Annotated in this window: 16 protein-coding genes and 1 pseudogene; 11 read left to right on the top strand and 6 right to left on the bottom strand. The window is 53.4% G+C overall.

Features of this window, described 5'->3' with window-relative positions; all coding sequences use genetic code 11:
* Positions 1-166: 166 nt before the first annotated feature.
* From B1748_RS37815 to B1748_RS15305, 4 genes are all read left to right on the top strand, one after another.
* Positions 167-6133, top strand: a complete 5967-nt coding sequence (locus tag B1748_RS37815; protein ID WP_087568804.1) for a rhamnogalacturonan lyase family protein — start codon at positions 167-169, stop codon at positions 6131-6133.
* A 71-nt stretch (positions 6134-6204) separates the two neighbouring features.
* Positions 6205-7203 carry an S-layer homology domain-containing protein gene (locus B1748_RS15315; protein WP_179215598.1) on the top strand — a complete coding sequence of 333 codons (999 nt, stop codon included), beginning with the start codon at positions 6205-6207 and terminating at the stop codon, positions 7201-7203.
* A gap of 464 nt (positions 7204-7667) precedes the next feature.
* Positions 7668-9080, top strand: a complete 1413-nt coding sequence (gene melA, locus B1748_RS15310) for an alpha-galactosidase (protein WP_087568802.1) — start codon at positions 7668-7670, stop codon at positions 9078-9080.
* Between the two features lie 155 nt (positions 9081-9235).
* On the top strand, positions 9236-9637 hold the full coding sequence (locus B1748_RS15305) for a ribbon-helix-helix protein, CopG family (protein ID WP_087568801.1): 402 nt from the start codon (positions 9236-9238) through the stop codon (positions 9635-9637).
* Between the two features lie 135 nt (positions 9638-9772).
* On the opposite strand, the gene B1748_RS15300 is transcribed toward B1748_RS15305, so the two are convergent.
* The gene (locus tag B1748_RS15300; RefSeq protein ID WP_087568800.1) at positions 9773-10711 is read right to left on the bottom strand and encodes an ArsR/SmtB family transcription factor; all 939 of its coding nucleotides are present in this window, start codon (positions 10709-10711) and stop codon (positions 9773-9775) included.
* A 196-nt stretch (positions 10712-10907) separates the two neighbouring features.
* Between B1748_RS15300 and B1748_RS15295 the strand changes: the two genes are divergently transcribed.
* The gene (locus B1748_RS15295) at positions 10908-13667 is read left to right on the top strand and encodes a glycoside hydrolase family 2 protein (protein WP_256975688.1); all 2760 of its coding nucleotides are present in this window, start codon (positions 10908-10910) and stop codon (positions 13665-13667) included.
* A 1101-nt stretch (positions 13668-14768) separates the two neighbouring features.
* Here the strand turns inward: B1748_RS15295 and B1748_RS15290 are convergent.
* Both B1748_RS15290 and B1748_RS15285 read right to left on the bottom strand, forming a co-directional pair.
* A complete protein-coding gene (locus B1748_RS15290) occupies positions 14769-15392 on the bottom strand; it encodes a hypothetical protein (RefSeq protein WP_087568798.1) in 624 nt (207 codons plus the stop codon).
* A gap of 296 nt (positions 15393-15688) precedes the next feature.
* Positions 15689-16528 (bottom strand): AraC family transcriptional regulator, encoded by an 840-nt coding sequence (locus B1748_RS15285; RefSeq protein ID WP_087568797.1) that lies wholly within the window; start codon positions 16526-16528, stop codon positions 15689-15691.
* A 119-nt stretch (positions 16529-16647) separates the two neighbouring features.
* Here B1748_RS15285 and B1748_RS15280 point away from each other — a divergent pair, with 119 nt between their 5' ends.
* Together B1748_RS15280 and B1748_RS15275 are read left to right on the top strand one after the other, a co-directional pair.
* The gene (locus B1748_RS15280) at positions 16648-18699 is read left to right on the top strand and encodes a beta-galactosidase (protein ID WP_087568796.1); all 2052 of its coding nucleotides are present in this window, start codon (positions 16648-16650) and stop codon (positions 18697-18699) included.
* Between the two features lie 44 nt (positions 18700-18743).
* Entirely contained in the window at positions 18744-19787 is a 1044-nt protein-coding gene (locus B1748_RS15275; protein WP_087568795.1) for a glycoside hydrolase family 88/105 protein, read from the top strand.
* A 103-nt stretch (positions 19788-19890) separates the two neighbouring features.
* Here B1748_RS15275 and B1748_RS15270 read toward each other — a convergent pair whose 3' ends face one another.
* Entirely contained in the window at positions 19891-20010 is a 120-nt protein-coding gene (locus B1748_RS15270) for an IS3 family transposase (RefSeq protein WP_087568794.1), read from the bottom strand.
* Between the two features lie 9 nt (positions 20011-20019).
* On the opposite strand from B1748_RS15270, the pseudogene B1748_RS36425 reads away from it, so the two are divergent.
* Positions 20020-20226 (top strand): annotated as a pseudogene (locus tag B1748_RS36425) (hypothetical protein); the annotation flags it as partial.
* On the opposite strand, the gene B1748_RS15260 reads toward B1748_RS36425, so the two are convergent.
* Entirely contained in the window at positions 20190-21143 is a 954-nt protein-coding gene (locus B1748_RS15260) for a helix-turn-helix transcriptional regulator (protein ID WP_087568793.1), read from the bottom strand. The pseudogene B1748_RS36425 and the gene B1748_RS15260 sit on opposite strands and share 37 nt — an antisense overlap.
* A gap of 134 nt (positions 21144-21277) precedes the next feature.
* On the opposite strand from B1748_RS15260, the gene B1748_RS15255 reads away from it, so the two are divergent.
* The 3 genes from B1748_RS15255 (at position 21278) to B1748_RS15245 (ending at position 24232) form a co-directional block, all read left to right on the top strand.
* Positions 21278-22138: a sugar phosphate isomerase/epimerase family protein gene (locus B1748_RS15255; protein WP_087568792.1), complete on the top strand. Its 861-nt coding sequence runs from the start codon at positions 21278-21280 to the stop codon at positions 22136-22138.
* Positions 22135-23136, top strand: coding sequence for a hydroxyacid dehydrogenase (locus B1748_RS15250; RefSeq protein WP_087568791.1), 1002 nt, complete (start codon positions 22135-22137; stop codon positions 23134-23136). The genes B1748_RS15255 and B1748_RS15250 overlap by 4 nt, the downstream gene beginning before the upstream one ends.
* 82 nt (positions 23137-23218) lie before the next feature.
* A complete protein-coding gene (locus tag B1748_RS15245; RefSeq protein WP_087568790.1) occupies positions 23219-24232 on the top strand; it encodes a M14 family zinc carboxypeptidase in 1014 nt (337 codons plus the stop codon).
* A 168-nt stretch (positions 24233-24400) separates the two neighbouring features.
* Here the strand turns inward: B1748_RS15245 and B1748_RS15240 are convergent, their stop codons facing one another.
* Complete coding sequence (locus B1748_RS15240) at positions 24401-24613, bottom strand: Gfo/Idh/MocA family oxidoreductase (RefSeq protein ID WP_087568789.1); 213 nt, start codon at positions 24611-24613, stop codon at positions 24401-24403.
* Positions 24614-24794: the final 181 nt, after the last annotated feature.

The raw sequence follows: 24794 nt of genomic DNA, 5'->3' as shown, positions 1-24794 counted from the left end.
CTTGGGCAAGGCTCTCCGGCCGAACGCTAGGCAAGATGCGCGGAAGAACGACCGGCTCCGCTCCGGAGCCGGTATATCGACATCATGACGGATACATAATGTATCAATTTTTCGATGATGCAGATTGAGCAAGCAGGCAACGGACAAACAATAAGGAGTTGAGTTCATGTCAAAGGGTATGAAACGCGCCTCTCTTCCGAGGTCGCTGACAGCCTTGCTGCTGTCCTGCATGATGGTTTTCTCGCTGATCTCCCTGCCGGCTCCCACACAGGCTTCGTCGGCCCCTGGCGCGCCGGCGCGTCAGGGCGATTATTTGGACCGAGGGTTAGTTGCCGTGCTGGTCGACGGCGGCGTCTTCCTGAGCTGGCGTTACCTGGTTACGGATCCGGAGGACATCGCCTTTAACGTCTACAAGAACGGCAACAAAGTCAATGCGTCCCCGATTCTCGACGTAACGAACTACGTGGACGCCACGGGCGCGGATAGTTCCCGCTATCAAATTTCGACCGTCGTCGGCGGCAAAGAAGAGATGCAGGCGGGGACGGTGCCGGTATGGCACAACGAATATTTGCCGATCCATCTCGATAAGCCGGCCGACGGGCGGACGAAGGACGGCGGCAGCTATTCCTACATCGCCAGCGATGCCTCCGTCGGCGACCTGGACGGCGACGGCGAATACGAAATCGTTCACTTATGGAATCCGACGAACCAGAAGGATAATTCCCACGCCGGCTATACGGGCAACGTCTACATGGACGCCGTCAAGCTGGACGGAAGCAGGCTGTGGCGGATCGACCTTGGCGCCAATATCCGGGCAGGCGCGCATTATTCGCCGTTTATGGTCTATGATCTCGACGGGGATGGCAAAGCCGAGGTCGTCGTAAAAACGGCGGATGGCACGAAGGACGGCCAAGGAACCATTATCGGCGACGGCTCCAAGGATTATCGCAATGAAGGCGGATATATTCTGTCCGGTCCCGAATATCTCACTCTGTTCGATGGTGAGACCGGAGCAGCCGTTTCCACCGTCGATTACGACCCGCCGAGAGGCAATGTCAGCGATTGGGGCGACAACTACGGCAACCGCGTGGACCGGTTCCTCGCTGCAATCGCCTATCTGGACGGTTCGACGCCCAGCGTCGTCATGACTCGCGGCTATTACACTCGGACGGTGCTGGCGGCTTATGATTATGTCGGCGGCGAGCTGGTGAAGCGGTGGACCTTCGACTCCAAGGTAGCGGGCAGCCAGTACGAGGGGCAAGGCAATCATGGCATCAGCGTGCTGGATGTAGACTCCGACGGCAAGGACGAAATTATATATGGCGCATTGGTCATTGACGACGACGGTACGGTATTATACAGCACGGGGCTTGGCCATGGCGACGCCATGCATGCCGGCAAGCTGGATCCCGGCCGCGACGGCTATCAAATTATGAGCGTGCATGAGCATACTTCCTCGCCTTACGGCATCGAGATGAGGGATGCCGCCACGGGCGAAATTTTGTGGGGCCAGTACACGGGCAAAGACACCGGACGCGGCATGTCTGCGGATATTGACCCGACTTATCCCGGCTACGAATCTTGGGGCTCCGGCATTACGGACGGGCAAGTTATGCCGGAGACAAGCGGCTATTCGGCATCCGGCGAGGCGATCTACGCGCCGAACGAAACGCCGAAGAGCGTCAACTTCGGGATCTGGTGGGACGGCGACCTGGGGCGCGAGCTGTTCGATCACGTATGGGACAACAGCGCCGCCAAGGGCATTCCCGTCATCTACAAGTGGGACTACGAGAACAAGAAGTTGAACGAGATCTTCCGGGCGACTGGCGCGCTCACGAACAACCATACCAAGGGCAATCCCGCGCTGCAAGCCGATATTCTGGGCGACTGGCGCGAGGAGCTGCTGCTGCCGAACGGAGACAGCACGGAATACAGACTGTACACGACGACGATTCCGACGGGTCACCGGGTCCCCGCGCTGATGCAGGATCCCGTCTACCGCTTAGGTGTGGCTTGGCAAAATGTAGGCTACAACCAGCCTCCGCATACCAGCTTCTATTTGGGGTACGGCACGACGGACTTCCCGCAGGCGGAGCTGGCGCTCGCAGGAGGCCCCGAGGCGCTTACGCGCATTCGGCACTTTGACTTCGGCGCTTCGACCAGCCCGGATGCCATCGGCGTGGGCGATACAACCTATGCTCCGGGCACGGGATACGGATTCGCCAGCAGCGGCGGGATCGGGGTAGAAGCCGGTCACGTGGCCTTGCCGGAGAACGCCAAGTTCATCGTCGACCTGCCGAACGCGAATTACAAGGTGACACTTAAGTTGGGCTCGGCGGACCGCGCCGGAAACGTCGGCGTGAAGTCCGAATTCGTGCAGAAGCTGGCGGCGACGAGCGTGGCCGCGGGCGAATCGCTGGTCTACTCCTTCGACATCGCGCTAGTAGACGGCCAGCTGGACTTCGACTTTACAGGAACGGCGATCGACGTTCAGGAGCTTGCGATTGATCAGTATCCGGCCAAGACGGCTGGCGCCGCGACTACCGTCTATATGGCCGGAGACTCCACGATGCAGTCGTATAGCGCGATGCAGGCTCCGCAAGAGGGCTGGGGGCAGCAATTCGGGCGCTACTTCGCAAGCGGCGTCGTAGTCGACAACCACTCCATCGGCGGCAGAAGCAGCAAATCCTTTATGGTGGACGGTCGATTGGATACGATATTGCGTGCGATCAAGCCGGGGGATTACTTCTTTATCTCCTTCGGCCACAACGATGCCAGCGCCGGCATTCCGGAGCGGTACGCTTCTCCTGCGGATTATAAAACATACTTGGGCCGATATATCGATGGCGCGAAACAGCGCGGGGCGAATCCTGTCCTTCTTACGCCTGTAGGACGCAGAGACTTTAATACGATGACCCAGGAATTTAATGTAAGCTTCCCGGAATACGTAAATGCGGCCAAGGAAGTGGCGGCGGAGAAACAAGTTCCGCTCATTGATCTTAGCGCGTTAAGCATAGCGCGTTATAACCAGATCGGACTTGCGGCATCGGAGAAGCTGTTCCTGTATGCTTATCCGGGCCAATATCCGAAGTATCCGAACGGGGTTAACGATAATACACATTTTAGTGGCTACGGAGCGACCGTCATAGCGGGGCTGGTGGCGAAAGCGGTCAAGGAGCAGGAGCTCGGCGGACTCGCGCCGTTAGTCATCGATCCGGATGTTGTCGAGCCGGAGCCCGAACCCGAAAACCAGGTCTACAGCGAGGACTTCGAAGGCGATCCAGGCGCGATTCAATACGCGATGGTTAACGCTACCGGCATTGGAGGAACGATGACGGGCACAGTCGTGGAGCAGAACGGCAACAAGGTGCTTAACGTCGTCGGCTCCGGATCGGGACATCGCTCCAAAGTGTTCCGCTTGTTCGACGCCGTCGGCGGCGACATTGTTGACGTGAATTTCGACTGGCACACTGGCAACGTAGGGGCTTTCCCTTCGGAAGGACATCTTACGCTGCAGGACGCCAATGAGAATATGATTCTCACTCTGTATACAACAAGCAGTTCGAACTCGACGATCGGTTATTTCGCCGGCCAGTACCCGGCGGATTACGGAGCCGGCACTACCGCCATTCCGGAGGGCGGCGCCTTCACGACCATTGCGAAAAACCAGTGGGTGAACGTAAACGCCAAGATCAACTTCGCAGACAAAACGATCGATCTGACGCTGACCAGCCTGGCGAACGGCAGCACACAGACGATTGGCGATATTGCGATGAGCGCCGGAACCGCCTATACGGACAGCGTAAGGGCGATGCGTTTTCTGGGGACGAGGAAAGGCGGCGGCGGCACTTTAAGCTGGACGACTCAGATCGACAATGTCCGGATCGAAGGGATAAAGCTTCCTCCGGCGGCAGGAGATCAGACCGCGCTAATAACGCTGCACGAGGAAGTTAAGGCGCTGGAACTGTCCGCCTACACGGAAGCTTCTATATCGGTCTTGAACAAAGCGCTGGCAGCAGCCGAAACCATTATCGGCACGGAAGCGACTCAAGCGCAAGTCGACCATGTCTTTAACATGCTGGCGGTGGCCAAGGCATCTCTGACGACTCAGCCTGCGTTGCCCGTGAGCGATTACCGGTTCGACTTTGGCCCGGGTGCCGCGGCGGAAGGCTACGCGCAAGTCGACGCCAAGTGGGCCTATGTGGAAGGCAACGGCTACGGTTTTGCCGATACGGCTCTGACTCAAAACGAGAACCGAAATACAGGCAATGCGTTATCGGAAGATTTCGTCCGCTTGAACGGCACTTCATTCCTTGTGGAGATGGAGCCTGCCAACTACCGAGTGACCATGACCATGGGCGACACGGCGGAGTCCACCCATGCAGGAATTACGGTTGAGCAGATGGGCAAAGTGCCTGACGCAACGATACCGGCAGGCGAGCATCGGGAAATCGTCTTTGACATCGCGCTTATCGACGGCGTATTCAACTTCGAATTTTCGGGCAACACGCCAAAGATCAACGCCTTGAAGATTGAACGACTGCCCGACAACGATACCGGCGACAAGCCTGTCATCTATCTGGCAAGCGACTCTACCGTGGCTAATTACGCGGAAGGCTACCGTCCGCAGGCGGGATGGGGCGAGACGCTGGGAGGTTACTTCGATTCCGGCAAAATAACCATCGACAACCGGGCCATCGGCGGGCTAAGCAGCAAGACGTTTCTGGTCGGCGGCCATCTCAATGAACTGCTGCTGGACATCCGCGAGGGAGATTATCTGTTTATGCAGTGGTCCCATAACGATTCGACGCCTTCGCGTCCGGAGCGTTATCTCACGCCGGAGCAGTTCAAAGAGTATCTGAAAACCTATATCGACGGCGCGGAGCAACGTGGCGCGATTCCGGTATTGGTCACGCCTGTAAACAGGCGCGATTACACTGGCGAAACGCTGAACAAGAGCTTCCCCGAGTACGTACAGGCGATGAAAGTGGTTGCGCAAGAAACCGGCACGCTGCTGGTTGATTTGAACCAAGCCAGCTGGGAGCACTTCCAGGAGCTTGGCCCGGAAGGTACTAAAGGAATTTTCTTGTGGGTAGACGGCAAGGAAGACAACACGCATTTGCAAATGAACGGCGCCATTGTCGTATCCAAGCTGGTTGCAGGGCTAGTGAAGGAGCTAAACATCCCGCTCTCCGCATTCGTGACATTGGAGGATACCGAGGTTCCGCCCGGCGAAGTCTGGGCCAAGGCGTATCTGACGGGACCATCCAGCGCTTATGCCGGTCAATCGGTTGATTTCAAGATCGGCGTATCCGAAGTGGAAGAAGGCTTCACCGCCATGGACGTTATCGTCCAATTCGATCCGGGGAAAGTGTCGTTTGAGACGATCGCAGGAGAAGATGGCGAGCTCGCCCTGGCAGATGGCGCCATCTCGCAAAGCCGCGAGCATGTGCATATTCTTGCGACGGCCGTTCGACCGGAAGAAGGACTGATTCGCGTCATTCTGCTGAGCGGCGGAGAATCGCATGCCGTCTCGGAAGGCGGAGAGTTGTTCAACCTTCGAGGGAAGGTGAAGGCAGGCCTCGCGGCTGGCAATGTCAGCACCTCTGTGACGAAGTTCGAGGTGTCCCGCAATGGCTCGGCCGGAGTAGCTGATATCGCCGAGGCATACCACTCGTTTAGCATTGGGCAGGAGCCTCCGATCGATTCTGACAAATCGGCTTTGATCGCAGCAATCGCGGCTGCGCAGAATCATCTCTCGAAAGCGGTGGAAGGCACAAAAATCGGGCAATACGAAGTCGGCGCGAAAACGTTGCTTCAAGGAGCCATCGATGCGGCCTCTGCGGTTCGCGGCAATGCGTGGGCGACGCAAGGTCAAGTCGATGCGGCGACTGGCGCCCTTAACGGCGCGGTGCAGCAGTTCCAAGCGAAGTTTATCAGCCTGGTGGACGGTCAGACGCAAATTACGATTCGCGATCTGTCCATGATCGCCAAGTACTTCGGAGTGACCTCCGAAGACGACAACTGGAGCGAGATCGAGAAGGCGGATCTGCTGGGCGAAGGCAAGATCAACATTCGCGTACTGGCAGCCGTGGCGCAGATGATTCTGTCGGGATGGAGTGCGGAAGAGTAATTTATGTAAAGGAAAGTGGGGAAGGGGATGCAGGCCCCTTCCTCTTCCTACATGGGAAGGAAGAGACATCGATGAAGCACAAATGGACGAAAACGGGGATTATCCTCTTAACTGCGCTAATGTTGTTGTCGTTTTGGTCTCCCGGGTTGGCGGGAGCGGCTGACGATCCCGTAATAAGCATGAAGGCAAGCAGCCGGGAGTCCAAGGTGACGGTTGAAGTAACGGGAAGCAGACTGAAGGACCTGTACGCCTACCAGTTCAGTCTCGAATACGACCCCAAGCTGGTGCGTTTCGTCGGGGCTTCAAGTCCGATAACCGGCTTTACAGTAGAACCCATCGTCAAGGGCGGGAACATTCTGTTCGCGCATTCCAAGGTGGGCAAGGTAAAAGGAACAGATGGCGAGGCTGCGCTGGCTACCTTCACGTTCGAGCGGATAGCTGGAGAAGGAGCGAGCTTTACTCTGCATGACATTAAGCTTGTTGATTCCGGGCTGGAGATGGCCGAGCTGGAAGCAAAGGTAAGGCTGGTCTCGGCTTGGGCGCAGTTCAAGGACATTGCCGGACACTGGGCGGAGAAGTCCATTCTGCAAGCGACCGAGCTGGGCTGGGTAGCCGGTTACAGCGACGGTACGTTCCGCCCGCAGAAGCAAGTAACGCGCGCGGAGTTCGTTACGATGCTTGCGCGAGCCTTGGAGCTCGACATTCCGGATGTGCCGGAGCTCGCTTTTGCGGATATAGACGGAATTCCGGTATGGGCGCGGGGATATATATCCGCTGCTGTAGAAGCTGGAATGATCCAAGGCTATGGGGATGGCACTTTCGAGGCCGGCAAGCTTATCTCACGCGCCGAAATGGCGGCTATCATCGTCAGATCCCAGGGCATCGTGCCCGAGGACGGTGCGCGTCCGAGCTTTGCCGATACAGGCGCTGCTCCTGTCTGGGCACAACCTTACATCGCCGTTGCGGCAGAACGCGGATGGATCAAGGGCGTCGGTGACAACCGGTTCGCGCCGCTCAAAAATGCGACCCGCGCCGAATCGGCGCATTTGATTCTTGCTATTTTTAACTAGAGAAGATTCCGCTACAATCACGTGGAAGAGGCTGTGCATAGGCGCAGCCTTTTTTTAGCATCCTGATCGCGACGGCTTGTTTACGGCGCTCCCGATGTTGATGTTGATGTTGCGGATGCTAATGCTGGTGTGCGACGCTTTTTACAAAAAGTACAACAATTGGGCGAAAATACACAATTAAGATGAGGTTAATAGCCATTCAATCGTACATTTGGCTCTGAGAGGTCCGAATGACGATTTGAAGCGAGAATTTGTGTATTTTCGTACAATTCCCTAGGCAGAGGGCCCCATTTGATAAGTAATTGGGGAGAAATGCACAAATTTGCAGAAGGAGCACGAGATAAAGAAAGAGTAAGTGAAAGAGAGCCGTTTTCGGCCCATGCAGGATGAAGTAATTGCATCCCAACTCTATTAAAGGCATGCTATACTGATCCAAGACATTTACAAAGGAGGCAGATAGGAAGATGAGAAGAGTTGCAATTATCGGGGCGGGAAGCGTCGTTTTCTGCAAAACGCTAATCATGGATATCATGGCGACGGAAGGGCTGGAGGAAACGGAATTCGTGTTAATGGCTCCATCAACGACTAATACTTCTCGTGTTAAAAATTATCTCGATCGCGTCGTCGCGGATAACGGACTTCGTTCGAAGATAACGATCACGACCGACCGCAGGGAAGCGTTGGCCGGCGCCAATTACGTTATCTGCTCCTTTCAGATCGGGGGCCTCGGAGCGTTCGAGCTCGATTATAAAATCCCGCTGAAATACGGCGTCGATCAATGTATAGGCGATACGCTCGGTCCTGGCGGCGTATTCCGCGCGCTGCGCAGCATACCCGTCATGCTGGATGTGGCAAAGGACATGGAGGAGCTATGCCCGAAAGCGATTCTCCTCAATTACGTCAATCCCATGGCGATGATCTGCTGGGCGCTCGGAGAGACAAATATCCAATACGTCGGCTTGTGCCACGGCGTGCAGACGACGCTTGACCTGATCGCAGGTTATACGGGCGTTCCTAAGGAAGAGATCGACTTCTCCACAGGCGGCATCAATCATATGGGCTGGTTTTTGAAAATCGAACATAAGGGAAAAGATCTATACCCCTTGTTGCGAGAGAAGTTCGAGCTGCCGGAGTATTACGTCAACGAGAAAGTACGCGGCGAGGTGTTCCGTCACTTCGGCTACTTTATGACGGAATCCACGGGTCATTTGTCGGAGTACGTGCCGTGGTTCCGCCATAGCGCGAAGGCGCTGGAGCTGTATTGCGATGAGCCGGCGTTTGGAGGCGAGTCCGGTGCGGCGTATAAGTGGAGCACCTACGTGGCTGATAAATTCCAGCGGACGGATATGCTCGCGGAAGAGTCGACGGACCTACCGCCAAGAAGCATCGAATATTGCGCTTATATTATCGAAGCGCTGGAGACAGGCGAGCCGTTTAAGTTCAGCGGCAACCTTCGCAACAATGGCATGATCGCAAACCTGCCGGAGGATTGCTGTGCAGAAGGTCCGGTTTTCGCCGACCGGACCGGCATCCACCGCACGGTCGTCGGCGAGCTGCCTCCGCAATGCGCGGCGCTTAACCTGACGAACATTAATGTACAGCGGCTAACCGTGTTAGCAGCGAAGAGCGGAGATCCTGAGACGGTCGTGCAGGCTATCGCGATGGATCCGCTTACGTCTTCCGTGCTCACGCTAAAGGAAATCCGCGAGATGGTGACGGAGATGCTGGACGCGGAGAGCGAATGGCTGCCCCAATTCGGGAACAGGCGCCCACGCCCGACTCCGACGATTCCTATTCCGGAGAATGTCGAAAGGGCGGAGGTGCCCATCGATCCCGCGCTGGCGATTTTCTCGCGATTCGGTGAGCTGGCAAAGTAACCGGCATTATGCCGAAATAGTGCAAGAAATCATAACATACAAAAACAAGAGCCAATACCGGACCTCAGGATTGGCTTTTTTGTAATTACGTTGTATTGACAATGTAATCACATTTCTATTACAATAAATATAACAAACAAAGGAGGGAACGCTCCATGGATACAAATCTGCAAATTCGCATAACAAAGGATCTCAAAGAAACCTTTCAACAAATCGCCAAGGAAAACAACAAGGATACTTCGTCTCTTGTACGCGACTGGATCTCGAACTACATTGCCGAACATCGACGGACGGACGAGGAGCTTGCGGCTGATCTGTACAGAGCGGGTTATGGGTTGCAACAATCGCTGGGCGGGAGAGAGAACGTCGACAAAGAGTTCGCCAAACAATTGCAGGAGCTTTCCTTAACGGATCAAAGGAAATTTACGCAGCGGATTCTAGCTGTCTACATCGAACATGATCTAACGATTCCGGCGTGCGTGTCCCGTATGTACAAGGGTTACGCCTTCTCTCAAATGTTTTTGCTTGGGTTGATCGGAGACAAGCCGAAGGATTGAGAAGACCTCAAACTTCTGTTTTGTCTGCGAATCCAGCCAACCATCTGCCAAAAGCCAGCAGGTCATAAAAAAAGTCGCCCAATTGGCGACTTTTTTGCATGGAAGCAAACCTCTTAATAGGACTGTGCCCAGGCTTTATTCCGACGGAGCTGTATATCGGACGAATGAAAGCACGATATCCTGGGGATGATCGCCGAACGTGGAGCCGAAGAGGTTCATCCCGCGCTGGTTCACCGCGTTGTCGCTGACCTCGAGCCTTACGATAATGGGCTCGCTGTATTGCAGGCCAAGCGTAGCCAGCGTCGTATCCGTCAACCTTTCGCCGTTAACAAATCCGCCGTTCCCGGTCACGCTCCATTCTGTCAATCGGCCGTATTCCGTTCCGCTTCTCCACCGATCAGAGGTTAATTTGCCTTTACGATCGCCGAAATCGCTGGGGCTAATCCATGTTCCTACTGTTTTGCCGTTAATCAACAAGGTGATATCGGAACGGCAGTCCATTGCGAAAGACGGCGCCTCCGAGCAAAGCTCCGCGCTAAGCTTCAATTCGTCAATCGCCACGCCAGGAGGCATGGGATTGGGGAAGTAGTATTCGACAAATCCGGTTCCCGAAAACCATAGCAAAGCAGCCTCTATCCGATCGGGCATGTAAAACACGCGCGGATCATCCGTCGAGCCGATAAGGGTGCCTTCCTTATTGGCCATTCCGCAAGTCGGTTGCACGGAGCAACTGGAATACATGCCGATCGGCATATGGATTTCTTCGGCCTTGTGCAAACCGTCGCCTGGCTTCTCGGGAAGCTCAAGCAGAATCGAGCGGCCGGAGACGGAGCATAACTTTTCGCGGTTGGAGCCTTGCGAGGTAACGATCAGCCCGGCTTGCTCCAGAATTTGAATATTAATGGAAACGGTCGGCTGAGCGACGCCTAATGCTTGAGCCAGTTGCGTCACGCTCATCTGATCGGAACCTATGGCTTCGAGAATGCGAACGCGCAAATCCCCGGATAATGCCTTCGCAACATCCGTAATCCTCGAGGCAGGATACCGCAGAACCTCTTGCCTTATATCTACCATATCGATCTCCCCTCCCGACAACCGTTTATCTAAAGTGATCTCGGATTCTTCTAAAAGATTGTACATGGATAATAAACGATTGCACATGATTTTTGCAAGTATTATATTATTGCAATGTATATTGTGATTATGCTATATTGATGCTAATATGATTGACGAAAGCGCCTCCAAAAACTATTGAAAGGTTGTGTGCCGTTTGTCTACGTCACTAGCAACTACGAAAAATGCAGCTATGCCTCGCCCGGAATATCCGCGTCCCGACTGGCAGCGCCGAGACTGGTTGAATTTGAACGGAGCCTGGCAATTTCAATTCGACCGGGAAAATGCCGGCAAGACCGAGCAGTGGTATCGCTGGTCTGCGGATCCCTATACATCGACGATCACGGTGCCTTTCTCGTGGGCAAGTCCGCTCTCCGGCATTGGCAGCCAGGAGAAGGGAATTGGCTGGTATTGCCGAGACGCAAGCTGGTCGCCGGCCTATGCCAACGACCGTGTGTTTCTTCGTTTCGGCGCGGTGGATTATTCCTGCGATGTATGGATCAATGAGTCGTTGGTCGGCTCGCACGAAGGAGGATACGGCACCTTCGAATTCGATGTAACGGATGTCTGGAAGCGGGATGCGGCAAACCGAATCGTCGTAAGGGCGGAGGATAACGACCGCGATTATCAAGCGCGGGGGAAGCAGGGCTACGGAGAAATTCGAGGAATCTGGCAGCCGGTCTGGCTGGAGGCCCGTCCGTCGGACTTTATTCATCACGCCAGGTTCGCAACGGGGATTGACGGAACCATCGAGGTGGCCGCAACTGTCCATGCCCGGCAAGCTGGTCCTGCGACGTTATCGTTTTCATTTGCCGAAGGCGAAGTCCGGCATGTCATCCCCATGCAATTGGTCGAAGGCGTAAACGAGATTGTGACTTCCTTCAACGTCGATCAGCCAAGATTGTGGTCTCCGGAAGAACCGAATCTGTACGAGGGCGAGATTGTGTTGGAGGCTGGTTCCGGCGGTCGTGATATCGTAAGCACGTACTTCGGCATTCGGGAAATCGGTACGGCGCTTGTCGGCGAGCGGCAATATCGCTGGATCACGCTCAACGGCAAACCTATTTACTTAAACGGGACATTGGATCAATCATACCACCCGACGGGATATTTTACGTATCCTACCGACGAAGAGATGGAGAACGAGATTTATATGATGAAGCGTCTCGGTCTTAATTTCGTACGCATTCATATTAAGCCGGAGGAGCCGCGCAAGCTGTACTGGGCCGACAAGCTCGGTATTCTCGTGATGGAGGATATGCCTTGCTTCTGGGGGAATCCGGACGAGAGTGCTCGCGCGTCCTATGTAAGCGAAGCAAGGGAGGTCATCGAGCGGGATTACAATCACCCTTCGATCTTCTCCTGGGTTATGTTTAACGAAACATGGGGGCTCAAGACCAATAGCGATCAAGTCGGTCTGTCCAGCGATCAGTTGCATCCAAGCAACTACTTGCCGGAGACGCAAAACTGGGTTCGGGAAATCTATCAATGGGCAAAAAAGCTTGACCCAACCCGCATTATCGAGGACAATTCGGCGACGCTTTTTGACCATGTGGAGTCGGATATTAATACTTGGCACTTCTATATTAATGGTTACAAGGAATTGCGAGAACATCTTCAGGACGTTGTGGACAAGACATTCCCCGGCTCCCCTTTCAATTATATTGGCGGCAATGTGCAGACCGACGCACCATTAATGAACAGCGAATGCGGTAATGTGTGGGGGATCGAAGGAGGAGCGGGTGACAGCGACCTGGCTTGGCATTATCGTTATATGATGAATGAATTCCGCAGGCACGACAAACTTTGCGGCTTTGTATTTACTGAATTCCGGGATGTTACCAACGAATTCAACGGCTACTACCGGCTGGACGGAACGGACAAAAAATTCGGCTACGAATGGTTCGTGCCCGGCATGACGATCGCCGACCTGCATGCCCCGGATTTCATCGTCATCGATGCGCCGCCTTGCCAAACCGTCAATGCCGGAGCAACCGTCGCAGTTCCTTTGCTTCGCTCCAGTTACTCCGATCGGTATTTCGGACAGGAGCTGCAGTTGAATTGGGAGCTCTGGTACGACCAATTGGGAACCAGAGTCGTTGCGGATCAAGGAAAAATGTTGCTGGAATGGAACGGCTACGGCGTGTCTCCACTGCAATCGTTGCAGCTCACGCTTCCTAAGCAGGATGCGGTTGCGGTGCTTGCCTTCCGGCTTCAAACCGCGAGCGGTGAGACTGTTATGCGCAACTTTACGACGTTCGACGTTCGGAGCGGCAGCGCTGACGGGCAATCGTACGGCTTAGAAGGCGGGGTTGTAAACGTGCCGGTTCCTGCATTTACAGAACACGACTGGGCTTATCAATGGAATGCGATTCAAGGACAGAAGGCAAATGGCGGTCCGACAGGACGTTTCGTCTATAACGTTCAGTTGCCTGACCATAACGAGCAGTCCGTCATCGGCCACATGGAGATCCTGTTCGAAGCCAGTGCAAAGCGATTGTTGGCACGGAATATCGAAGGCGGAGAATACAAACGCCCCGACCTGTCCTTTATGCTTGGCGCGGATGCCAATACGGAGCGCAACCCCAATACGTATTACATGACGGATGCGGTAAGGCACGACTCAACGGTCAACGTTATCATAGACGGAGTGAAAGTAGACAGTATTTACTTGCCTGACGATCCTGCGGACAGCAGAGGCGTGTTATCGTGGCATTATCAGTCGGAATCGAACAAACTGGATGAAGCAGGGTCGTATGGTTATTTGTGCAGAATAGAAGTGCCGAGCGCTTTGGCTGCAAAGCTGAACCGGAGCCGCAGCTTTACTTTGGAGCTGGAGGCGAAGGAAGGCGGACTTGCATTGTACGGCAGAAATGCCGGTCGTTATCCGATCGATATGCTGGTTACTTATCGTTAAACGCAGCAGGACTGCCCCGAGGCTATTATTATGCCTTGTGGCAGTTTTGTTTTTGTTAGGCCGAGCGGCTTTGGCCGGCCAAACGCATCCCTCGGAACGATATCCCCTCTGCTCAGGTAAATCCCTTAGCCAGGCTGGTACCCGAGTTGAAGCCGTCGTCCTCAATTCCCTTTGAACGGTATCCCCTTTATTCAGGGAAACTCCCAAACGTTGCTGATACCCGAGTTGAAGTAGTCATCCTAGCTTTCCTTTGAACGGTATCCCACCTACTCAGGGAAAGTCCCCTAACTTTGCAGGTGCCCGAATTAAAGCGAGCGTCCGCATTTCCCTTTGAACGATATCCCATCTACTCAGGAAATTCTTCTAACTATGCTGGTACCCGATTTAAATCGATCGTCCGCACTTCCCTCTGAACGGTATCCACCTCTATTCAGAATAGATTGCGTATTAACTTGTCCTGAATAGAGGGGATATTGATCAAAGGTGGAGCGCCGATAGTTAGCTTTAGAACGAATCTTCTGAGTTAGGGGGATATTCATCAGTGGAGGAGCGCCGATAGTTAGCTCTTGAACGAATCAACAGAGTAATGGAGATAAGGATCCAAACATGCGATGCAATGTTTGTTGGAGGGACACGACTGAGATAGCGGTCAATGCAAGCAGATAGGTGGGCGATGAGGAATGTTTTTCGGTGCGGACATACACGACTGTATTGATATCTGCGAATCACTATATTGCATGATTATCTGATGAGACTGTCGATCCAATGTGTGCAAAGCTGGAGATGGAGCTACAATTGAACATCGCCACCCTGCAAACGGAAGTGAGAGCTCTTATTTTGATCGTTTGGCGTGATTTTAAAATCTAACGGAACCCTGCGACTTTATTCGTGAGAAATCTAGGCAAAACGCGGACTTTGGGCCATCATAAGGGCTGTCAGTTCCATTAGAATCGCGAAACTTTGCTTTTTGCTGAAATAACGCTTTTCATTTCCGTAAAAGTAGAAGTAGTTCCAGTTCATTTCTTAAAGGACAGTTGCCAGCAGTTTCACCTATGCACTGTTAATCGACAGCTTCCTGATGTCTGTAAGATTGCTCAACCGTTACATTTTTACATCGGAGAGAGGGGCGATATAAATAGGCTGCAAATCTTTGAATGAATAAACCTCTATTCTTGAGCTTCCATCCTCATTTTCGAAACCGGCTTGTATATCTTTAAGATATTCGCGTTTGACATTACCCACGCCGTTTAAGCTGGATGACCAATTGCTCCCCAGTACCTCATTAACATCAATATACGATATCTTTCCATTTACAAGATCGTATATTCTTGCAGACATGAGCGGCCCCGGCATAAGAACGACTAGCTCTGTTATGCCATCCTCATCCAGATCAATCTCATCGATATATCTTGCGTAAAGCTCAAGCAGTATTTCTTCTTCGCCTGCTTCGTCTGTATACAAATAGGTAAATTGGGCCCCTTTTGGCGAACTTTCGTTCGTTTCCTTTAACACGCCCGTCTGTCCTAAAATGTTTTCGCGATTTATATCCTGACCCGACATGTCATTAATCTCTTTTTCAACCTCGAACTTGACGATGTCTTTCTCATTTCCACTATTATCAGTCATTTCAACGGCCTGTTCTTGAACGTTATTTTGTACCGTACAGGCTGTGACACTAACAAGGACGATGATTGCAGCCATGAGCGAATAAATAGGTCTGTTCAATGAAGCAGTCTCCCTCCTATAGAAAAAAATTCCACCCGCAATACTAATAACGTGTGGAAGCCGGTAATGTTGCGGTGGCGGATTTTATTTCTGGCCAACAAAGGGGTGCAGCTTCGTTGGCTGCTTTGAATCAGCGTTGGAGACTAATCTTACTCACGTCACCGTTCAAATTTCGCAGAGCCTATAATGCTCACGGCACGAGCCGAGTTTCGTAGAGCCTACTTTGCTCACGTCACGGGCCAAGTTTCGTATAGCCTACATTGCTCACGCCACGAGCCCAATAAAGCCTACATTACTCACGTCACCGGCCAAGTGCCATACAGCCTGCGGTACGTTTCCGGCGTCATGCCTTCCTTCCTGCGAAACGTCGCCACGAAGTGGCTCGCATCGCGGAAGCCCACGGCTTCCCCGATTCTGCGAATGGTCCAGTCTGTTCGGGAGGGCAGCCATTCTTTCGCTTTACGAATTCGCAATTGAATCAGATAAGCATACGCCGTCTGGCCGAACAGCTCCCGGAACTTTTCGTTCAGCTGGCGCTCACCGATATCCAGCATGGCTGCCATCTCCGTCAATCCGATGCCGGGATCCGGGAACTCCGTCTCGAGCCAATCCAGCAGCAGTTGGATTCGCTCCAGCCGCTTTGTGATGGATGGACGGTTATCGGTACGCGCATCCGTCTTGAGCAGCGTGAGAAATCGGTACAAATCCGAAGACAGCTGCAAGCCGGAGGGATCGCCCCCAGTTTCGGCTAGGGCCAGCATATCCGCCAAAAACTGCGAGATCCGGTCGTCGCCGTCATCCCATTGAAAACGTTCCGCGCTGCTCCATCCGAACGATTGAATGAAGCTTGCCGCCATGCTTCCATGAAAGGTGACGAACCCCGAATGCCAGGCCCCGTTTTTCGCTTCGTACCGATGTGGCGTTCCGGGAGTCATCAGCACGCCGGTGCGCCGCGTCATTTTCCACGTGTGACCGTTCACCGAAAGCTCTCCTTCTCCCTCAATCGTCAGCAGCCAGTGGAAATAAGGATAGCCGTTCGGCCTGTCAATGGCTTCTTGCTCGGGGCTTGCTCCAATAGATTCAATCTGCAGAGGCAGCAATTCCGCCGGAGATGCGGGAACGATGCGTCGTTTCATGATCAAACCTCCATATTCTTATATGAATATTCGATTTTTTTATATGGGATCATAAATATGAAAGTTTTACAATGGAGATGTATACTGCGGTTTTATCATATATTTCGAGGAGTGACAAGATGATCAGCGCGAAAAAACCGAAAATTTGGTATGGCGGCGATTATAATCCCGATCAATGGGAAAAAGAAGTTTGGGACGAGGACTTGCGTCTGTTCAAACTTGCAGGCATAGATGTTTCGACACTTAACGTATTCGCTTGGGCGAAAAATCAGCCCGATGAAGATACTTACGATTTCGGCTGGCTCGACGAGATGATGGACAAGCTCCATGCGAATGGAGTAGGCGTCTGCCTCGCAACGAGCACAGCCGCGCATCCAGCGTGGATGGCGCGCAAATATCCGGATGTGCTGCAAGTCGACTTTAACGGCAACAAGCGGAAGTTCGGCGGCCGCCATAACTCTTGCCCGAACAGTCCGACCTTCCGCAAATATTCGGCCCGCATGGCGGAGAAGCTGGCGGAGCGCTACAAGGATCATCCGGCACTTCTGATTTGGCATATAAACAACGAATACGGCGGCGCCGGCAATTGTTATTGCGATAACTGCGAAGCAGCGTTCCGCGAATGGGCGAAGGCGCGCTACGGCACGCTAGAAGCATTAAATCGCGCTTGGAATACCGGATTCTGGGGTCATACTTTCCACGACTGGGAAGACATTGTTTTGCCTAGCGGACGCAGCGAGGAATGGCAGGGAGCTAACGGACGAACGGAGACGAATTTCCAAGGCATCTCGCTGGACTATATTCGCTTCCATTCAGACAGCCTGCTGGATTGCTACAAGCTGGAGTACGACGCCGTCAAGAAACATACGCCGGATATCCCCGTCACGACCAACCTGATGGGTGCGTTCAAAAAACTCGATTATCACAAATGGGCGAAGCATATGGACGTGGTGTCTTGGGACAACTATCCAAGATTCGATACGCCGCACAGCTACACGGGCATGATGCATGATCTCATGCGCGGACTGAAGGACGGCCAGCCTTTTATGCTTATGGAGCAGACGCCAAGCCAGCAGAACTGGCAGCCTTACAACTCGTTAAAGCGTCCTGGCGTCATGCGTCTGTGGAGCTACCAAGCAGTAGCGAGAGGCGCGGATACGATTTTGTTTTTCCAGCTTCGCCGCTCCATCGGCGCCTGCGAGAAGTATCATGGTGCCGTCATCGAACATGTCGGCCACGAGCATACACGCGTATTCCGCGAATGCGCGCAGCTTGGCGCGGAGCTTGGTGAGCTCGGCGAAACTTTGCTGGATGCCCGCGTGGAAGCGAAGGTCGCCATTCTGTTCGATTGGGAGAACTGGTGGGCGGTCGAGATGTCCAGCGGTCCGACGATCGCGCTGCGTTATGTAGATGAAGCGCATAAATTTTACGATGCGCTGTATCGCGCAGGTATCGCAGTGGATGTCGTCAGCGTGGAAGCCGATCTAAGCGGATACGATCTGGTCATTGCTCCTGTCCTGTATATGGTGAAGCAAGGCGTTGCCGCCAAGCTGGAGCAATTTACTCAGAATGGCGGTACGTTAATCACGACCTTCTTTAGCGGCATTGTCGATGAAAACGACCGGGTGAAAACGGGCGGTTATCCGGGCGAATTGAGAAAGCTGCTGGGCATCTGGGCCGAAGAGATCGACGCGTTGCTGCCAAGTCAGAGCAACAGGATAATACCAGCAGACGGCGCTGCTGGCTTGAAGCAGGAATACGAATGCGCTTTGATCTGCGACCTCATTCACTCCGAAGGTGCGGAGGTGAAGGCTGTCTATGGCGATGACTTCTATGCAGGCATGCCGGCGCTTACGGTCAACAAGTTCGGAGCGGGCGAAGCCTGGTATATGGCAACAAGCCCGGAGGCTTTGTTCCTGCAGGATTGGTTGACCCAGTTGTGCACAGACCGCGGTATAGCGCCGCCTATCCCGTCCGTGCCGGATGGCGTGGAGACGACGGTACGTTCCAAAGACGGGCAGTCCTATCTGTTTGTGCTGAACCATAACGCTGATGCGGCTCAAGTGAATCTGGGCAACCGTTCCGGCGTCGAGCTGTTGTCTGGTCGCGAGCTGGGCGGCTCGGCCGAGCTTGGCGGAAGAGATGTCTGGATCATAAAGCTTCAAGGATAACGGACGTCATGTGGCAATGTTATTATTTGAGGGGGATGACGGAGATGAGAATTAACGCCAAAGAAAGCGAATTAAAGCAGGTAGCCGCAAAGGTTGCAGAGTATACGTTTAATATGGACCTCACTTGGGATTGGCCGGGCGGCGTTGCCTACTATGGCGTCAGCCGTCTCTACGAGGTGACGGGCGACCAGGCTTATCTGGACCGGATGATCGCTTGGGTGGACGAATACATCGAAGCGGGTCTTCCCGTCTGGACGGTCAATTCTTGCGCGATCGGACATATGCTGCTCACGCTGTACGAGCAGACGAAGGACGACCGATACCTGGAGCTGATTAACAGCAAGCTGGATTACCTGGAGAACAAGGCGCTTCGTTTCGGCGACCGGGTTCTTCAGCACACGGTATCGGCCAACAACGATTTTCCCGAGCAATGCTGGGCAGACACGTTGTTTATGGCGGCGTACTTTATGCTGCGCGCGGGTATCATGTTCGACAAAAAACATCTCGTAGACGACGCGCTGCACCAGTTCTATTGGCACATCAACTACTTGCAAGACGAGAACGATGCCCTCTGGTATCACGGGTACAACAATATCAAGCAGGACCATATGTCCGGCATCTATTGGGCGCGGGCGAATGCATGGGCGGCCTACACGATGTCCAGAGCGGCGAAAATATTGCCGGAGGCATATCTCTATCCTCCGATGATGCATATCTGGAGCGCGCTCCGCGATCAGCTGGCGGCAATCAAGAAGCTGCAGAAGGATGACGGTCTCTGGGGCACCGTTTTAGACTATTCGGAAGCTTACGGCGAAGTATCGGCTACGGCAGGAATTGCGGCGGCAATGATTACTCAAGGCAATACGTTGCATGGCAAATACGTTCAGAAGGCGCTGGAAGGCGTTCTCGACAACATCTCTGACAACGGCCGCGTTCGCAATGTATCCGGCGGCACCGCCGTCATGAACGACATTGCCGGCTACCTCGGCATCGACCGCAAGTGGGCTCAGGGCTGGGGCCAAGGCCTCGCCCTCGCGTTTCTGGCTTCGACGATCGAGAAGGTGAAGCGGGAGTCGGAAAGGAACTAACAATCGATAGAACATTTGAGGGGTTATAGTTCAAAAAATGGCGGTGCGGGGATAGTCCTGAACTGACCCCCGTCAAGTTGAAAGTACAAAAAATAAAAGTTAGTTAAGCGGCCTTCGTCCTGAATTCCATGGGACTGAGGCCGTTTAGTTTTGCCTGTAACCGTTCGTAATTGTAAAAGCGAATGTAATCGTCGATATTCTTCTTTAGTTTCCTCACTCTCATTTAGAAGTTGCAGGATCCATACCTCAAATGGTTCGTTCTTCTGTTTCATTGCAAAAGATAAATCATGCACGATATCACTTGCAATCCCCCAAATTATCGATGCTTACGCGATTAAGTGACGGAGGCATTCCCAAAAGGATGTTTTTCAGGAAACGATGCGGTCGACGAAACTTTCGCGGTCAAGGCGTCAACGAGCCGGATCCCGACTTGCGATAGTCGCCCGGCGTAATGCCTGTATGCTTCTTGAAGGTGCGATTGAAGTGGCTGATATGGTTATAGCCCACTCGCATGGCGATTTCGGATATGCTCAGACCGGTCTCGGTTAACAGCACCAGGGAAGCCTGCATGCGGATGGACGAAAGCAGCTCGATATAAGACTTGCCGCGAATCAGCTTCAGCATGTAACTGAAGTACGAAGGGGCCATTAACGCTTTGGCGGCGACATCCTCCAGGTGAAGATCCTCATGGTAATGAGTTTGCATATAGGCGATGGCCTCATAGAAGGCTTCCCGGTGCTGGACAACCTTCTGGCGCTCCTGCTGTCCCTCAGTCCCGACATATCGTTTGTATTGCCTGCCGGTAATGACAAGCAGTCTTAATAGCTCTGCCTTAATGGCCAAGCGGTAACCTTCCTCGCGTTCCTCCCATTCGGTCAGAAGCGTGTCCAGGAGGCTTTCCACGATGGTTTGGGTAGCCGGAGGCAACGAAAGCTTGGGCATAAGATCCGATTCCGAGATGAGCGGACGAATATAAGCGAAGTCTACGAATGTCTGCATCCCCGTCATATCTCGCAGGTTCTCATTGACAGCATGAGGCATGAAATCGACCTGGATCATCACAAAGTCCATGTCATCCCTCGGGTCCAGCCGATGCTCCTGATAAGGGGGGATCGAGAAGAGATCGCCCTTGGTCAGCACAAAGTGTCGACCAGCCGCGAAGTGCAGACAGCTGCCGGACATCATGTAACAGAGCTGCAAATGCTCATGCGCATGCAGAATTGTATTCATATTTGCACGGTTGCGTCGTTCTATTTTGAACGGAAATTGTTCATCCAGCATTTCCTTATACGCATAAATCGGATAATCCAGGTCCTCTTGCATCGTTTCCTCCCCGAACGGAATCCATCCTGTCATTCTCTCTTACCCTAAGATACACGGAATCGCGTAATTGTTCAAAGAATTCGCGGAAAAAGGAAAGCGACCTCGAACCACGAATGCCATAATGAAGATAAGCATTCCATATTCGAGCAGCAATAGGAGGGAGCAATATGCAACGCCTGGCTTTCAGTACGATCCCTTGCGAGGGCTGGACGATGGAAGAAATCGTCGGTGTGGCGAAAGAGCTCGGATTTCAAGGTCTGGAGCTCAGGGAAGGCGAAGCCTGGTCCATCCATACGGGGCTTGCGCCGCATGAACGGCTGCAAGCTCTTCAAGCCGTGAAGACGGCGGGGCTGACCATTACCAATATCGGCTCCAGCGTATGCTTCACGGGCAGGGACGGCGATGAGGAGCAATTCCGTCATTTTAAGGAAGTTGTGGAGCTGGCTCGTGATTTGGGAGCGCAGGGAGTTCGCGTTTTCCTGGGATATTTCACCACTCGGAGAGACCAGGCGGTTCCGGATATTCCTTACGAGAATCTGGTTAGCCGGCTTCAGCAAGCATGCGATTATTCGGCCGACTACGGCGTTCAAGTATGGATTGAAACACATAATGAATACGCTACGGGCCGAAGCCTGCGCAAGCTGCTGGATCATGTAAGCCGGCGGAATTGCAAGGTTATCTATGATGTCATCCATCCTCTCGAAGAAGGGGAGAAACCTGCCGACACGATCGCGCTGCTCGGAGCGCAGTGCGTTCATGTTCATATCAAGGACGGAATTCCCGAAGATGACCCCATGATGACGAATTGGAAGTATACGAAGGTCGGCGAGGGACGCATTCCGCTTTCGTCCATCATTCGGCTGCTGGAGCAAGCCGGATATGCCGGCTATTATTCGCTGGAATGGGAGACAAAATGGCGGAGCGAACTGCAAGTCCCCGGCATGGAGCCCGAGGTTATTTTTCCGAGCTATACGGCTTATATGAATAGATTTCTCCTAATGGAAGGGAATCGAGGTGCTGCAGAATGAAAACTTTAGTGACGATCGCCGATGCCGGTCTCCGCGAGATGTTCTGGCAAGATCGGGTGCTGGACAAGCTGAAACGTATTTCCAAGGTGGATTTTGTTCCGATGGATGAAAGGTTTGCCAGCGAGCAACTGGCCGAGCGGATTGGCGACTACGATGCGTGCATCACTTCGTGGGGCTCGCCATATTTTACGCCGGAGGTTCTGGCCGGAGCCCACAAGCTGAAGTTCATCGGTCACGGAGCCGGCAGCGTGGCATCCATTGTTGGCGAGGATATGTTCGCGACCCCCATTAAGGTAACGTCGGCCAATAAAGTGCTGGCGCACTCCACTGCGGAGTGTACGGTTTCCCTGATGTTCGCGGGGGCCTGGAACCATGCAGGCTACACCGCAAGACTTAAGCAAGGACAGTGGAGCGTCAACAATAGAGAAACGGTGCTCGGCGTGTCTCGAAGAGTTATAGGTTTGGTTGGTTATGGCGAGATTTCCAAGCAGGTTATTCGGATGCTTAAACCTTTCGGTACGACAATTCTGTTATACTCCGGCTATTGCCCGACTCCGGAAGCAGAAGCGCTTGGCGTGGAGCTTTGCGGGTTGAATGAACTGTTCGAACGAAGCGACATCGTCTCGCTGCACAACACCTGGACGCCGCGTACGCAGGGGATGATCGGCGCGGAGCAACTGCGTCGTCTGCGTGACGGCGGGCTCTTCGTCAACACGGCGCGCGGTCCGATCGTGAGCGAGGAGGCTCTTGCGGCCGAACTGCGGACGGGCCGGATCTCGGCCGCGCTGGATGTGTACGATCAGGAGCCGCTTCCGGCAGACCACGAGTTTCTGACCATGCCTAACGTACTGTGCCTGCCGCATATCGGCGGCTATCATGGATTGCTCAAGCGCGAGCTCTGCGAGTTCATCGTCGATGAGCTGGGACGGTTCGCGGCGGGAGAGACGCTGCAGGGTCAGGTCTCGCTAGAGCATTACCACAGGCTGACGCCGAGATAATCCATGGTCGTGAGTTAAGGAAATGCAGGTTGCGGCCGGACGAAAACGATGAAACCAGGAAGATTCGAAGGGAGAGTTGCAGGTGGCAACGCCATTTTGGAAAAGCAGGCTGCAGGATATCGAGGAAGGAATGGACCAAGTCATGCGGGGCGCTGTCCGTACACTCGCAACATCGGCTGGCGGAAGAGACATACCGATCGTCGAATACGGTATGAAAGAAGATTTTCAGAGACAAGCGAATTACAGCTCCGCGTGCGGGGCCGGCAATCCGGCGTTCTATGCCAGGAAGGAGAAGGATGCGAAGCCCGTCCTGTTGATCGTCGGCGGCATCCATGGAGGTGAGCTGGAAGGGATCGCGGCCGTTATGAACCTCATTCGCGTTCTCGAAACGGGGGCTGATTATCGGGGCAAACGTTATGATTATTTGATGGAGAATGCCCATCGATTCCGTCTTCTTCTCGTTCCGTGCATGAATCCCGACGGGCGAGCGAGGCTGCCTGTCGACACTTTGATCGATGTCCCCTACGAGAAATTTGTCTATTATATGCAAGGGTCATGGAAGGACGGCACGTTATGCAAGTGGCCGGAATGCAAGGCGGTTCATCCCATTAAAGACGCTTCGGAGTTTTTGGGCTCCTACTTTAACGATGACGGCGTGAACATCATGCATGACAATTTTTTTGCCCCCATGGCAAAGGAAACAAGCGCGTTGCTTGCGCTCGCGGATCGCGAGGCCATCGATTTCTCCGTTCTGCTGCATGGCGGCGCCAACAGCGAGGTTCATTTCACGACGATCCCTTATTTGCCGCTGTACATCGCGAACAAACATCAGGAATTTAACGGCATGCTGGCAAAGACTTATGCGGAGAATGGAATTCCGTTCGCGGAACGGAATCTGGTACAAGAGGACGAAGGTCATTATCCTGTTCCTTCATTTAATTTGACATCCGCGATTCATCATGTCTGCGGGGGAATGAGCTTGACCTTCGAGTCGAACATGGGACTGGACGGTCCTGGCGTGAAGCTGACGCCGGATGAGATATTGGACAGTCACTTCGTGTTGTTCGAGGAGATGTTCCGTTACAGCTTGAAATAACGAAGGACATATGGAGCCATGCGCCGTGCGCATGGCCCATTTTTTCGAAATTAGTACGTAAACCGTATTCGGCGGCATAACCACCGTCATGTCCATTCCGGAAGGCCGTGTCCTTCTTGATCCCGTCCCAATGCTCCCATAACGGTGGTCGCGCCTTTGAAGGGGGACCTAATTAAAAAGTTTAACGGGATGGCCCGTTTCGATCGACTGATAACCAGCCAAAGCGACGGCTGCCGAACGCATTCCGTCTTCTCCGCTGCTCGGGACTTGTTCTCCTTGCCTAATGGCTTGAACGAATGCCTTCACCAGATAAAGGTCCATGTTGTCGCCCCAATAATTCCACTGGCCGGTGCCGGCCTCTTGGCTATATAGTTCATTCACTTGTCCCAGGGATTATCCCCCGGGTATCGCTTTTTCTCATTTTTCCGCATAGTCGTTTTTGCGAAAGCTGGTATTTTTATCAGAAAACCTGAAGTTAGTTGAAGATCGTTAAGTACTGTTGATTTACTCCTGCCCGTGAGCGGCATTACGATGGCGATAGCCGGCAACAACAAAATGAAAA

The sequence above is a fragment of the Paenibacillus sp. MY03 genome, assembly GCF_002165585.1.
GTDB classification, from domain to species: Bacteria; Bacillota; Bacilli; order Paenibacillales; family Paenibacillaceae; genus Pristimantibacillus; species Pristimantibacillus agaridevorans.
This window is presented reverse-complemented; position numbering and strand designations above follow the sequence as displayed.